Raw genomic sequence first — 13,566 nt, 5'->3', positions numbered from 1 at the left:
ACATCACTGGGTTCCGACAAAACCTGTTATTTCCTGTGCCTCCAGCGTGCTGACCAGCGTCAGAAATGGCGGATGCTGCAGAAAACCGGTGATTTGCTCGGCCTTTTTCGCGCCTATCCCGGTCATTTTTCGCCACTCTCCTACGGGGAGTTGCCGTATCTGATGCCAGCTTTTCAGCGCCGACGTTTGTTGCAGGCTCAGCGGCACGCCTAAGGCTATCAGCCAGCGAGCAAACGGCTGTTGTCGCGCCAGCTGAAATTGCCGGTGGATGCTTCGCCCGCGTTTATCACCGATGCCGGGCGCTGACATCAGTTGCTCCGGCGTCAACACCAGCCAATCCAGCAAATGCCGCACCAGCCCCTGATCAATCAGCACCTGCCAGGTAGATTCACTGACACCGTGCAGGCCGAGTCCCTGTGGGCCGCCCAACCACACCAGCCGCGCCAGAAACTGCTGGCGACACTCCGGCAGCCAGGTAAAGCAACTCAAAGCATGGTAGCGATCGGTAGCCGGCGCACTGGGCACGATTCTTTCTGTGGTCCGCCAGGCCACTTTATCCAGACGCGGGATCCCGTGCCCCATCAGGCTAATAGCCACCTGATCTCCGGGCACAACCGCCCACTGCCGCCAGCGGGGCAGCGATCCCAGGTTAACCCGCGAGACCCATTTATCATCCATCCTGAGAGGAGCAAGTTTCAGCACCACGGCAATCTTTCCGGTACGGCCTACGCTGAACTCGATATCATTGACCCTGGCGACCTGCTGCACCGGCGGATACTTCCAGGCGACCGCCCAATCGCCGGGCTTTGCCTGCCAATAGCGCCCTTGCGGTGAGCGCGCCTGATGAATCACCACGCCATCCGTGACGAAGGGCAATGCTTCGCGATACCAACGCTCACGCCATTGCCGCACGTCGTCCAGTGAACTCACGGGCTGTGAATAAGCCAACGCGAGAGGAAATCCCATTGCGGCAAGCTGCTGCAAACGCTGAGTCATTTCCTTTGGGCCATCCGGCCATGCCCAGACAAACAGACCTATCTGTTGCAAGACCGGCGAAAGCCGGTTTTTCATCAGCGCACCGGCTACCGTGGATCGGGCATTGATGCCGCCATGAATCTTTTGCTGATGACCGTTCACCATCAGAAAGAGTTCGCCCTGCAGAATCAACGTCGCCGGAGCGCCCTTCACCGCCGCCGGTATCGCCGGAATAGCCCGCACCTTTTCCAGCCAGTTTTCCCCCTGTAGCCCGTTTCCCCGGCTGACCGCCGCCGCCAGTTCCCCATCGCGGTACACCAAAGTAATAGCTACGCCGTCCACCTTTGGCTGAACCCAGACATCGCTGCGGCCTCGCAGCCATTGGCCCACGGCGGCAGGATCCGCCAATTTATGCAGCCCGGTGTGCGCCACCGGGTGAGGCGTCTTGCCCGCCGGTAAAAGCGGACTGGGCTCCTCGACCCTTTCCAGCCCGGCGCAACGGTGCCACAACTGCAGCTTTTGCCGCAGGCTGTCGTAGACCTCATCCTCAATGAAACTGTCGCCCTGTTGGTAATAAGCCACATCCCAGCGTTCAAGCTGGTTTTTTAACGCGGTTATCTCCAGTTGCAGCCGCTCCGGCCGCCACACCGGACAACTTTCCGCCCGCAGCGCACCGCAGAACATTAACCCGCCCAACAGCGTCATCCCGACCCGTATTCCACATTTTCGCATGGTGCACCTCCCTGATAACCGGCAGTAAAACCGGGCAGTGCCGTCTCGGCAACGGCCAGTTGTCCGAACTGCCAAGCGGCTCGAGAAAGGAAGGCTGCGTTACATGAAATCGCGGAAATTTGCCGATCCGCTGCGCAAATCCGCCGTTTAGCGGTTTTTTCAGCACAAAGCGGCGGGCAAAATGCGAGCTAACGCTGCACCCGGCGCGTTAGCCGTGTATACTGTGCGGAGAAAATACACATCCGCTGTTATTGGCACATCAACCGCTATCAACGAACATCATCATGGCTCAAGGCACGCTTTTTATTGTCTCTGCCCCCAGTGGCGCAGGGAAATCAAGTCTGATTCAGGCTTTGTTAAAGACGCAACCGCTGTACGACACGCAGGTTTCGGTTTCGCACACCACGCGCGACAGCCGCCCGGGTGAACATCACGGCGAACATTATTTCTTCGTCTCAAAAGATGAATTCCGCCGGATGATTGAGCAGGATGCGTTTCTTGAGCATGCTGAAGTGTTCGGCAACTATTACGGGACCTCACGCGCCGCTATTGAGCAGGTGCTGTCGACCGGCGTAGACGTCTTCCTGGATATCGATTGGCAGGGCGCACAGCAGATCCGCGCTAAAATGCCGCAGGCGCGCAGCATCTTTATTTTGCCGCCGTCGAAGGATGAACTTGGCCGCCGCTTGCGTGGCCGCGGGCAAGACTCCGAAGACGTGATCGCCAAACGCATGGCGCAAGCCGTAGCGGAAATGACGCACTACGCGGAGTATGATTATTTAATCGTGAACGATGATTTCGATCTGGCCCTGTCCGATCTGAAAACCATTATTCGCGCCGAGCGCCTGCGTTTAGGCCGGCAATTACTGCGGCATGACGCTTTAATCAGCAAACTATTGGCAGACTGAAGACAGTTTCAGTATTATGCCCAGTCTTTTCGTCACCTGTGGAGTAGCACAAATATGGCACGCGTAACTGTTCAAGACGCTGTAGAGAAAATTGGTAACCGTTTTGACCTGGTGTTGGTCGCTGCTCGTCGGGCACGTCAAATCCAGACTGGCGGTAAAGATGCACTTGTTCCGGAAGAAAACGACAAGTACACCGTTATCGCTCTGCGCGAAATCGAAGAAGGCCTGATCACCAGCCAGATCCTCGATGTTCGTGATCGTCAGGAGCAGCAAGAGCAGGAAGCCGCAGAAATTCAAGCGGTTACCGCAATTGCTGAAGGTCGTCGTTAATTAGACTGCGAGTCTGCCTTGTACCTGTTTGAAAGCCTGAATCTGCTGATTCAACGTTACCTGCCTGAGGAGCAGATTAAGCGCCTCAAACAGGCATACCTCGTTGCACGTGATGCTCACGAGGGACAGACACGCTCCAGCGGTGAGCCCTACATTACTCACCCGGTCGCCGTGGCCTGCATTCTGGCGGAAATGCGTCTCGACCATGAGACGCTGATGGCAGCGCTGCTGCATGACGTCATCGAAGACACCCCGGCCACCTACCAGGATATGGAACAACTGTTCGGCAAGAGCGTCGCTGAACTGGTTGAAGGCGTATCCAAGCTCGACAAGCTGAAGTTCCAGGATAAGAAAGAAGCCCAGGCGGAAAACTTCCGCAAAATGATCATGGCGATGGTGCAGGATATCCGCGTCGTGCTGATCAAGCTGGCCGACCGCACGCACAATATGCGTACCCTGGGTTCGCTGCGTCCTGACAAACGTCGGCGTATCGCGCGTGAAACCCTGGAAATCTACAGCCCCTTGGCCCATCGCCTGGGTATTCACCACCTGAAGACCGAGCTGGAAGAGCTGGGTTTTGAGGCGTTGTACCCGAACCGCTACCGTGTAATCAAAGAAGTGGTGAAAGCCGCTCGCGGTAACCGTAAGGAGATGATCCAAAAGATTCTCTCCGAGATCGAAGGCCGATTGAACGAAGCCGGCATTCCTTGCCGCGTCAGCGGGCGAGAAAAGCATCTGTATTCCATCTACCTCAAGATGCACCTGAAAGAACAGCGGTTCCATTCGATTATGGACATCTACGCGTTCCGGGTGATCGTGAAGGAAGTCGATACCTGTTACCGCGTGCTGGGCCAGGCCCACAGCCTGTATAAACCGCGCCCGGGCAGGGTCAAAGACTATATCGCCATTCCCAAAGCCAACGGCTACCAATCGTTGCACACATCCCTGATCGGCCCTCACGGCGTGCCGGTTGAGGTGCAGATCCGTACCGAAGATATGGATCAGATGGCAGAAATGGGGGTGGCCGCGCACTGGGCTTATAAAGAAAAAGAACAGGGCGAAACCGGCACCACCGCGCAAATCCGCGCCCAGCGATGGATGCAAAGCTTGTTGGAGTTGCAGCAAAGCGCCGGCAGTTCATTTGAATTTATCGAGAGCGTGAAATCCGATCTGTTCCCGGATGAGATTTACGTTTTCACCCCGGAAGGCCGCATCGTTGAACTGCCTGCGGGCGCAACGCCGGTCGACTTCGCCTACGCGGTGCATACCGATATCGGTCATGCCTGCGTTGGCGCCCGCGTCGATCGCCAACCCTATCCGCTGTCGCAGTCGCTGAGCAGCGGTCAGACGGTGGAAATCATCACCGCACCGGGTGCCCGGCCAAACGCCGCCTGGCTGAACTTTGTCGTCAGCTCGAAAGCGCGCGCCAAAATCCGCCAGATGCTGAAAAACCTCAAGCGCGATGACTCGGTCGGCCTCGGCCGCCGCTTGCTGAACCATGCGTTGGGCGGCAGCCGCAAACTGGCAGAAATTCCACCGGAAAATATCCAGCACGAGCTGGATCGCATGAAGCTGGCGACCCTGGACGATCTGCTGGCTGAAATCGGCCTCGGCAATGCCATGAGCGTGGTGGTGGCGAAAAACCTGCAGGGTGACCAATCCAACCTGGGCACCTCCTCCGGGGTTCGTAACCTGGCGATCAAGGGCGCAGACGGCGTGCTGATCACCTTCGCCAAATGCTGCCGACCTATTCCGGGCGACCCGATCATTGCCCACGTCAGCCCGGGCAAAGGGCTGGTGATCCACCATGAATCCTGCCGAAACATCCGCGGCTACCAGAAAGAGCCTGAGAAATTCATGGCGGTAGAGTGGGATAAGGACATCGAGCAGGAGTTCATCGCCGAGATCAAAGTGGACATGTTTAACCATCAGGGCGCGCTGGCCAACCTGACGGCGGCCATCAACGCGGCCGAGTCCAATATTCAGAGCCTGAATACCGAAGAGAAAGACGGCCGGGTTTATAGCGCCTTTATCCGCCTGACCACCCGCGATCGCATCCATCTGGCAAATATTATGCGTAAAATCCGTATCATGCCGGATGTGATTAAAGTTAACCGTAACCGAAATTAGCGCCTATGAGCCCTGAACGCTATGCGCGGATTTGTGAAATGCTGGCAACCCGGCAGCCGGATCTGACGGTCTGCCTGGAACAGGTACACAAACCGCATAACGTCTCCGCCATTATCCGCACCGCCGACGCCGTCGGCGTGCATCAGGTGCATGCCGTGTGGCCGACCTCACGCATGCGTACCCTGGTTTCCTCCGCTGCCGGCAGCAACAGCTGGGTCAACGTAAAAACCCACCGCACCATCTCTGATGCAGTGACCCACCTGAAAGATCAAGGTATGCAAATTCTGGCGACCCACCTTTCCGCCCGCGCGGTTGATTTCCGCGAGGTGGATTACACCCGCCCAACCTGCGTGCTGCTGGGCCAGGAAAAAACCGGTATCACCGAAGAAGCGCTGGCCCTGGCCGACCAGGACATCATCATTCCGATGATCGGCATGGTGCAATCCCTCAACGTGTCGGTCGCCTCCGCCTTGATCTTGTACGAAGCGCAGCGCCAACGCCACAACGCCGGCATGTACCTGCGCACCCGCAGCGCGCTGGACGAAGAAGAACAACAACGCCTGCTGTTCGAGGGCGGCTACCCGGTGCTGGCCAACGTCGCCAAGCGCAAAGGGCTGCCGCGCCCGCAGATTGACCAACAGGGCCAGGTGGTCGCCGATGCAGAATGGTGGGCAACCATGCAGGCAACGGTACGCCGATGAAAGGCCGCCTGCTGGACGCCGTCCCTCTCACCACGCTTTCCGGGGTTGGAGCCAGCCAGGCGGGCAAGCTGGCCAAAATTGGCCTGGAAACCATTCAGGACCTGCTGCTGCATCTCCCGCTGCGTTATGAAGACCGTACTCGTCTCTATCCGATCAACGATCTGCTGCCGGGCATTTTTGCCACGGTGGAAGGCGAAGTGCTGCGCAGCGATATCAGTTTTGGCCGTCGGCGTATGCTGACCTGCCAAATCAGCGACGGTACCGGCTTGCTCACCATGCGTTTCTTTAACTTCAACGCAGCGATGAAAAACAGCCTGGCCGCAGGCCGGCGCGTGACCGCTTACGGTGAGATCAAACGCGGTAACCACGGCGCAGAAATCATCCACCCGGAATACCGCATTCAGGGGGAAAGCAGCGAGGTTGAGCTGCAAGAATCACTGACGCCGGTTTATCCGACCACCGAAGGCATCAGGCAGGCCACACTGCGCAAGCTGACCGATCAGGCGCTGGAGCTGCTGGACACCTGCGCCATCGCCGAACTGCTGCCACCGGAACTCAGTGGCGGGCTGATGAGCCTGCCGCAGGCGCTGCACACCCTGCACCGCCCGCCGCCGGATATCCAGCTGGAAGATTTGGAACAGGGCAAGCATCCGGCGCAAAAACGCCTGATCCTGGAAGAGCTGCTGGCGCATAACCTCAGCATGCTGGCGGTACGCGCCGGCGCGCAGAGTTATCAGGCGCTGCCGCTGATGCCGGATGACCGTCTGAAACAACAATTTCTCGCCGAATTGCCGTTCTCGCCGACCGGCGCGCAAGAGCGCGTGGTGGCCGATATCGAAGCCGATATGCAAAAAGGCTTCCCGATGATGCGGCTGGTACAAGGTGATGTCGGCTCAGGCAAAACGCTGGTAGCAGCGCTGGCGGCGCTGCGCGCCATCGCCCACGGCAAACAGGTGGCATTGATGGCGCCCACCGAGCTGCTGGCCGAACAACACGCCAATAACTTCCGCCAGTGGTTTGAACCGCTGGGGCTTGAAGTCGGCTGGCTGGCCGGCAAGCAAAAAGGCAAGGCACGCATTGCTCAGCAGGAAGCGATCGCCAGCGGAAAAGTGTCGATGGTGGTCGGTACGCACGCCATCTTCCAGGAACAGGTACAGTTTTCCGGCCTGGCGCTGGTGATCATCGACGAACAGCACCGGTTTGGCGTGCACCAACGGCTGGCTCTATGGGAAAAGGGCGAGGAGCAAGGCTTCCATGCCCACCAGTTGATCATGACCGCCACGCCAATCCCACGCACGCTGGCAATGACCGCCTATGCCGATCTCGATACCTCGGTGATCGACGAACTGCCGCCAGGCAGGACACCGGTCACCACCGTCGCCATTCCTGACACCCGGCGCGCCGATATTATCCAGCGGGTAAAAAGCGCCTGTATGGAAGAAGGCCGGCAGGCGTACTGGGTCTGTACGTTGATCGAGGAGTCGGAGTTGCTGGAAGCGCAGGCGGCAGAAGCCACCTGGGAAGAGTTGAAGACTGCACTGCCCGAACTGAAAGTCGCTCTGGTTCACGGCCGCATGAAAGCGCAGGAAAAGCAGGCGGTAATGCAGGCCTTTAAACAGGGTGAGTTACAGCTGTTGGTGGCAACCACCGTGATCGAAGTGGGCGTCGACGTACCGAACGCCAGCCTGATGATCATCGAAAACCCGGAGCGGCTTGGATTGGCGCAACTGCATCAGTTGCGCGGCCGCGTTGGCCGTGGCGCTGTGGCATCGCATTGCGTGCTGTTGTACAAAACCCCGCTGAGTAAAACTGCGCAGAAACGTCTGCAGGTTCTGCGCGACAGTAACGATGGCTTTGTGATTGCCCAGCGCGATCTGGAAATTCGTGGCCCAGGCGAGCTGCTTGGGACGCGCCAGACCGGCAGTGCGGAGTTCAAGGTGGCCGACTTGCTGCGCGACCAGGCGATGATACCGGAAGTGCAACGCGTCGCCCGTCATATTCACCAGCAGTACCCGGAACATGCCCGCGCCCTGATTGAACGCTGGCTACCGGAGAAAGCGCGCTACTCCAACGCCTGACCCTCAGCCATAGACAAGGGCGCCAATGGCGCCCTTGCTTACCTCTCGAACGTTATTCAGCCCACCGCCGGGAATACCGGCAACAGCAGATACAGCTTAATCACGATCGCGTTGGCGATATCGATAAAGAACGCCCCCACCATCGGCACCACCAGAAACGCCAGATGCGAGGGACCGAAGCGATCGGTAATCGCCTGCATATTGGCGATCGCCGTTGGCGTAGCGCCCATGCCAAAACCACAGTGGCCCGCAGCCAGTACCGCCGCATCGTAGTTTTTACCCATCACCCGGTAAGTGACGAAAATCGCGTAGAGCGCCATCACCAGTGTCTGCACAGCCAGAATGGCCAGCATCGGCAGCGCCAGCGACGCCAACTCCCACAGGCGCAGGCTCATCAGCGCCATGGCCAGAAACAGTGACAGGCTGACGTTCCCCAGCACCGACACCGCCCGTTCGAACACGGTGTAAAAACCGCTGAACGCCAGCGTATTGCTGAGGATCACGCCGACAAACAACACGCAAACAAAGTTTGGCAATTCAAACACCGTGCCATTCAACAGACCGGCAATAAACTGGCCCAGGCTCAAGCAGATGGCGATCATCGCGATAGTTTCGATCATCACCAAGGACGTGATCAGTCGACCGCTTTCCGGCTTTTCAAAACCGCTCGGTTGCACGCTATCTTCCGGTGTGCCCTCCGGCGTAGAGGAGTGTTTCACCAGGTAACGCGCCACCGGACCACCGATCAGGCCGCCCAGCACCAGGCCGAAAGTCGCACAGGCCATCGCCACTTCGGTCGCGTTTTCAAACCCATAGCGTTCGATAAACAGCTTGCTCCAGGCTGCGCCGGTACCATGACCGCCGGATAGCGTAATTGAACCGGCGATCAGGCCCATCAGCGGATCCAAGCCCAGTATTTTCGCCATGCCGATGCCAATGGCGTTCTGCACCAGCAGCAGGCCCAGCACCACAAACAGGAACACCATTAGCGCTCTGCCACCCGCGCGCAACCGCGCCAGGTTGGCATTCAGGCCGATGGTGGCGAAGAAGGCCAGCATCAACGGGTCTTTCAGCGACATATCGAAGCTGATTTCCCAGTTAGCGAACTTTTTCAGGGCTAACAACAAGAGCGCCACCAGCAACCCACCGGCGACAGGTGCGGGAATAGTGTATTTTCGCAACAGCGGAATGCTTGTGACGCATTTGCCCCCAAGGAGCAAAACCAGCGTTGCCGCGACTAACGTGCCATAAGTATCAAGATGAAACATCCGGGTACTCCCTGTAACGGAAAAGATCCAATAAGAAATAATAAGTTATAGAAAACCGCTTAGTTTTTAAAACTTGATGAGGGTGGGATTAGAAGTAAAAAATGCTGAGAAGACAAGAAAAAATGAACAAAAATACGACATAAGCATTGATAACCCCGACGTAATATTAGGGCGCAACCGTTTGCTTTTGCGGGGTGGATCATTAAAATGCCTGCTTTGCCGTTTCTGGAAATGTCACATCATGACCATGCCATCCACCGAGCTTGATGCCGTGCAAAAAGCCGCCGTAACGCCCCACACCAGTGAACTGATTTATCGCCTGGAAGACCGCCCGCCGCTGCCGCAAACGCTGTTTGCCGCCGGTCAGCATCTGCTGGCGATGTTCGTGGCGGTCATCACCCCGGCTCTGTTGATCTGTCAGGCGCTCGGTCTGCCGGCACAGGATACTCAGCACATTATCAGCATGTCTTTGTTTGCCTCCGGTCTGGCCTCCATTCTGCAAATTAAAACCTGGGGACCCGTCGGTTCCGGCCTGCTGTCGATTCAGGGCACCAGTTTCAACTTTGTTTCGCCACTGATTATGGGCGGGCTGGCGCTGAAGAACGGCGGTGCCGACGTCCCCACCATGATGGCCGCGCTATTCGGCACGCTGATGGTCGCTTCCTGCACCGAGATCTTGCTTTCCCGCGTGCTGCACCTGGCGCGACGCATCATCACCCCGCTGGTCTCCGGCATTGTGGTGATGATTATCGGGTTGTCGCTGATTCAGGTTGGGCTGACCTCCATCGGCGGCGGCTATGCCGCGATGAGCGGAGGCAGCTTCGGCGCACCGAAAAATCTGCTGCTGGCCGGCGCGGTATTGGCGGTGATTATTCTGCTTAACCGCCAGCGCAACCCGTACCTGCGCGTCGCCTCGCTGGTGATCGCCATGGCGGTCGGCTACCTGCTGGCCTGGGCGATGGACATGCTGCCGGCAAGCCAACCGGCTCCGCAAACGGCGGCAGTCACCCTGCCGATCCCGCTGTATTATGGCCTGGGCTTTGACTGGAGCCTGCTGCTGCCACTGATGCTGATCTTTATGGTTACCTCGCTGGAAACCATCGGCGACATCACCGCCACCTCAGACGTGTCGGAACAGCCGGTCAGCGGCCCGCTGTATATGAAGCGCCTGAAGGGCGGCGTGCTGGCCAACGGCCTGAACTCGATGCTGTCGGCGGTGTTCAACACCTTCCCCAACTCCTGTTTTGGTCAGAACAACGGCGTGATCCAATTGACCGGGGTTGCCAGCCGTTACGTCGGTTTTGTGGTGGCGCTGATGCTGATCGCGCTGGGTTTGTTCCCGGCAGTGGCCAATTTCGTGCAACATATTCCTGAGCCGGTGCTTGGCGGTGCTACCCTGGTAATGTTCGGTACCATCGCCGCCTCCGGCGTGCGTATCGTGTCACGCGAAAGGCTGAACCGCCGCGCGATCATGATCATGGCGCTGTCGCTGGCCGTCGGCATGGGCGTTTCTCAGCAACCGCTGATCCTGCAGTTCGCGCCCGACTGGCTGAAAACCCTGCTCTCCTCAGGCATTGCCGCCGGCGGCATCACCGCCATCGTGCTCAACCTGGTGTTCCCGCACGAACACGAGAAGCCATAATCCGCCGCACTGCCTGCCACAAACGGCCGCTTGCGGCCGTTTTTTATTGCCTATCAGACCATTGCACTTGAGATGCCCGGCCAATTGCGGCATAAACAGGGTATCTTTTTTGACCGACGCGGATGTAGACGATGAAATTTATCGGAAAACTGTTGCTGACGTTGCTGCTGCTGGTAGTGCTTGCCATTGTGCTGTTGTACGTCGTGGGGCAAACCGGCTGGGCGGCGGGCTGGCTTAGCCGTTGGATCAGCGACAACAGCGAATATCGCCTGTCGGTGGCAAAAATCTCGCACTCATGGAATCAGCCGGGCCAAATCAGCCTGGAAGACGTCCAACTGGCCAAAAATAACCAGCCGCAGGCGTTGGTCGCCAAACGGGTAGATCTCGGCCTGAGCCTGCGCCAAATCACTGAACCGCGCTACTTTCACAGCGTAACGCTGCGCGACGGCACGCTTACCGTTCAGCCGCAAGCCGCGATACTGCCGGTGCAGGCCGATGTGTTGCAGTTGAGCAATATGGCGCTGCAGTCCAGCGATGAAACTTGGCAGCTCAATGCGCAGCAGGTCAATGCCGGCATTACGCCCTGGCAACCCAAAGCCGGCCATCCTCTGGGAGAAAACAATCAGTTCCAGTTCAGCGCCGGCTCGATGACGCTGAACGGTATCCCGGCTTCGCAGGTGCTGGTACAGGGTGAACTTAAGCAGAACCAGCTGAAACTCAACAACTTCGGTGCCGATCTGGCTCAGGGTGACCTGACCGGGGTTGCCAGCCGCGCCGCCGACGGCAGTTGGCAGGTGGAACGCCTGCGGCTGAGCGGTGTGCGCATGCAAACTCCGCTGACGCTGGCCGAATTCTGGCAACGCTTTACCGCCCTGCCACCGGTCACTCTCAAACGTTTTGATCTGATCGACGCACGACTGGAAGGCAAAGAGTGGGCGTTCAACGATCTCGATCTGTCGCTGCAGAACATCACCTTCCAGCAGGGCGACTGGCGCAGCGAGGACGGTTCGCTGAACTTCAACGCCAGCGATCTGATCAATGGGGGTTTCCACCTGATCGACCCGATCATGAATATGCGGCTTTCACCGGCCGGTATCGCCATTCAGCAGTTCACCAGCCGCTGGGAAGGCGGATTGTTGCGCACCTCCGGCAACTGGCTGCGCGCCAACAATCGCCTGCAACTGGACGAAGTGGCCGTCGCCGCACTGGAATACACTTTACCTTCAGATTGGCGCGCACTGTGGCTGAAACCGCTGCCGCACTGGCTGGCGGAGGTTTACGTCAACAAGCTGACCACCAATCGCAACCTGATCATCGATATTAATCCGGACTTCCCGTTCCAGATCACCGCACTGGACGGCTACGGCGGTAACCTGCTGTTGGCACGTGACCACCAGTGGGGCATTTGGTCCGGCACGCTGAACCTGAACGGCAGCGAAGCCACCTTCAACAAGATTGACGTTAGACGCCCATCGCTGGCGCTAAACGCTAACGACGGGCAGATCAACGTCACCGACCTAAGCGCCTTTATGCCAAAAGGATTACTGGAAGCCAAAGCCACGGTCGAACAGCTGCCGGGCAAACCGTTTACGCTGTCGTTGAACGGCCGCTCGGTGCCGGTGAATACTTTGCAGCAATGGGGATGGCAGCCGGTGCCGCTGGAAGGTGACGGAAATCTGCAGTTGCAGTTGAAAGGGTTGCTGAACAGCGATGGCCCGTTTAAATCTTCACTTAAGGGCGAACTGCAGGCCACCGCCGGCGATGGCCGTACGGTCGACCAACAGTTACCCTAGGCTTTCACGCCCTCTTCTCAGGGAAGAGGGCCGATAACTCAGCTTTCTATCGCCTCAGAGCCGCCCTGATCCAGGGGCGCGTCCGACTCGGCCGGCAACACCATATAAGTGCCTTCAAATATCGCGCCTTTATCGTCGTCACCGAACAGATGCACCTCCGCCTGCACCCGTGCGCGGCGGCCCCGCGCCAGACGTGCCAGATCGCCGCTCAGCGAGCTGAGATCCGCCACCGCGCGCGGTCTGCCGGTGATAGGTTTGCTGTAACGGATATGCGCATCTGCCAGAATAATGGTGCCGCCCAGATGGCGCTCACGCAGCAGCAGCCAGATAAGCCCCCAGGCGGTCAGCGTGGCCAGAGAGAACAGGCTGCCGGCAAACAGCGTATGATGCGGGTTCTGATTGCCAATCTCCGGCATGGTGGTGACGAAACGCTGGCCGGTATACTGGCTGATGCGCACCCCCATTTTCTCGCTGAGCGGGATATGATCGTACCAGGCCTGCTGCAGCTGGCCGCACCAATCGGGGCGATGCAGAATATCGTCCAGCGTGGCCACCGGCTTAATCATCAGGAAGTGTCGGATTGGGGTGGTTTGCGGCGCGGTAATCTCGCCCTGATTGACGAAACCCAGCTTGGCAAAGAACTCCACCGCATCCTCACGGGCGCTACACACCACCCGCTTTACCCCTTCCTGACGTGCCACGGACTCCAGCGTCATCGCCACCAGCGTGCCGAGGCCTTTGTCCTGCACCGTAGGGTCTACCGCCATAAAGCGGATCGCCGCCTCGTTGTCGGCATTGATATACAGCCGCCCGATAGCGACAATTTTACCGCTCTCATCCACCACCATCTGGTGGTGCGCCATGGCGTCGTAGGCATCCTTTTCCGAACCCACCGGTTGGTGCAATGGCTTGCGCAGCATTTCCCAACGAAACTGGTAATAATCCTTCAGCTCTTGTTCTGTTACGGGTACTCGTAGGTGATACATAGACGCCTTCTCTCTCAAAATAC

Annotated in this window: 10 protein-coding genes; 7 read left to right on the top strand and 3 right to left on the bottom strand. The window is 58.3% G+C overall.

Translation table 11 applies throughout. The annotated features are described in order from the left end of the window. Window positions 1–3: 3 nt before the first annotated feature. The gene (ligB, locus tag ACUTQW_RS22225) at window positions 4–1,707 is read right to left on the bottom strand and encodes an NAD-dependent DNA ligase LigB (protein ID WP_041417677.1); all 1,704 of its coding nucleotides are present in this window, start codon (window positions 1,705–1,707) and stop codon (window positions 4–6) included. 284 nt (window positions 1,708–1,991) lie between these two features. Here ligB and gmk point away from each other — a divergent pair, with 284 nt between their 5' ends. Genes gmk through recG form a run of 5 tightly spaced genes read left to right on the top strand, consistent with a single transcriptional unit; the run spans window position 1,992 to window position 7,854 of the window. Continuing rightward, the gene (gene gmk / locus ACUTQW_RS22220; protein ID WP_004953384.1) at window positions 1,992–2,615 is read left to right on the top strand and encodes a guanylate kinase; all 624 of its coding nucleotides are present in this window, start codon (window positions 1,992–1,994) and stop codon (window positions 2,613–2,615) included. A 54-nt stretch (window positions 2,616–2,669) separates the two neighbouring features. After that, window positions 2,670–2,945, top strand: coding sequence for a DNA-directed RNA polymerase subunit omega (rpoZ, locus tag ACUTQW_RS22215; protein ID WP_004953385.1), 276 nt, complete (start codon window positions 2,670–2,672; stop codon window positions 2,943–2,945). Window positions 2,946–2,963: 18 nt separating this feature from the next. Beyond that, on the top strand, window positions 2,964–5,075 hold the full coding sequence (gene spoT, locus ACUTQW_RS22210; RefSeq protein WP_006320163.1) for a bifunctional GTP diphosphokinase/guanosine-3',5'-bis pyrophosphate 3'-pyrophosphohydrolase: 2,112 nt from the start codon (window positions 2,964–2,966) through the stop codon (window positions 5,073–5,075). Window positions 5,076–5,080: 5 nt separating this feature from the next. Next, complete coding sequence (gene trmH, locus ACUTQW_RS22205; protein WP_004953390.1) at window positions 5,081–5,776, top strand: tRNA (guanosine(18)-2'-O)-methyltransferase TrmH; 696 nt, start codon at window positions 5,081–5,083, stop codon at window positions 5,774–5,776. Further along, entirely contained in the window at window positions 5,773–7,854 is a 2,082-nt protein-coding gene (gene recG / locus ACUTQW_RS22200; protein WP_004953393.1) for an ATP-dependent DNA helicase RecG, read from the top strand. The genes trmH and recG overlap by 4 nt, the downstream gene beginning before the upstream one ends. 56 nt (window positions 7,855–7,910) lie before the next feature. Here recG and gltS read toward each other — a convergent pair whose 3' ends face one another. Continuing rightward, window positions 7,911–9,122: a sodium/glutamate symporter gene (gltS, locus tag ACUTQW_RS22195; RefSeq protein ID WP_004953394.1), complete on the bottom strand. Its 1,212-nt coding sequence runs from the start codon at window positions 9,120–9,122 to the stop codon at window positions 7,911–7,913. Between the two features lie 241 nt (window positions 9,123–9,363). On the opposite strand from gltS, the gene ACUTQW_RS22190 reads away from it, so the two are divergent. Then, the gene (locus tag ACUTQW_RS22190) at window positions 9,364–10,764 is read left to right on the top strand and encodes a nucleobase:cation symporter-2 family protein (RefSeq protein WP_006328945.1); all 1,401 of its coding nucleotides are present in this window, start codon (window positions 9,364–9,366) and stop codon (window positions 10,762–10,764) included. Between the two features lie 131 nt (window positions 10,765–10,895). Then, window positions 10,896–12,557 carry an AsmA family protein gene (locus tag ACUTQW_RS22185; RefSeq protein ID WP_006328946.1) on the top strand — a complete coding sequence of 554 codons (1,662 nt, stop codon included), beginning with the start codon at window positions 10,896–10,898 and terminating at the stop codon, window positions 12,555–12,557. A 38-nt stretch (window positions 12,558–12,595) separates the two neighbouring features. Here the strand turns inward: ACUTQW_RS22185 and fabY are convergent, their stop codons facing one another. After that, window positions 12,596–13,543 carry a fatty acid biosynthesis protein FabY gene (gene fabY, locus ACUTQW_RS22180; protein WP_004953403.1) on the bottom strand — a complete coding sequence of 316 codons (948 nt, stop codon included), beginning with the start codon at window positions 13,541–13,543 and terminating at the stop codon, window positions 12,596–12,598. Window positions 13,544–13,566: the final 23 nt, after the last annotated feature.

Source organism: Serratia sp. TSA_7, from assembly GCF_052692135.1.
This window is presented reverse-complemented; position numbering and strand designations above follow the sequence as displayed.

Coding starts and splice junctions, on each gene's coding strand:
- ligB (WP_041417677.1), bottom strand. CDS start 1,707: ATGCGAAAATGTGGAATACGGGTCGGGATGACGCTGTTGGGCGGGTTA.
- gmk (WP_004953384.1), top strand. CDS start 1,992: ATGGCTCAAGGCACGCTTTTTATTGTCTCTGCCCCCAGTGGCGCAGGG.
- rpoZ (WP_004953385.1), top strand. CDS start 2,670: ATGGCACGCGTAACTGTTCAAGACGCTGTAGAGAAAATTGGTAACCGT.
- trmH (WP_004953390.1), top strand. CDS start 5,081: ATGAGCCCTGAACGCTATGCGCGGATTTGTGAAATGCTGGCAACCCGG.
- recG (WP_004953393.1), top strand. CDS start 5,773: ATGAAAGGCCGCCTGCTGGACGCCGTCCCTCTCACCACGCTTTCCGGG.
- gltS (WP_004953394.1), bottom strand. CDS start 9,122: ATGTTTCATCTTGATACTTATGGCACGTTAGTCGCGGCAACGCTGGTT.
- ACUTQW_RS22190 (WP_006328945.1), top strand. CDS start 9,364: ATGACCATGCCATCCACCGAGCTTGATGCCGTGCAAAAAGCCGCCGTA.
- ACUTQW_RS22185 (WP_006328946.1), top strand. CDS start 10,896: ATGAAATTTATCGGAAAACTGTTGCTGACGTTGCTGCTGCTGGTAGTG.
- fabY (WP_004953403.1), bottom strand. CDS start 13,543: ATGTATCACCTACGAGTACCCGTAACAGAACAAGAGCTGAAGGATTAT.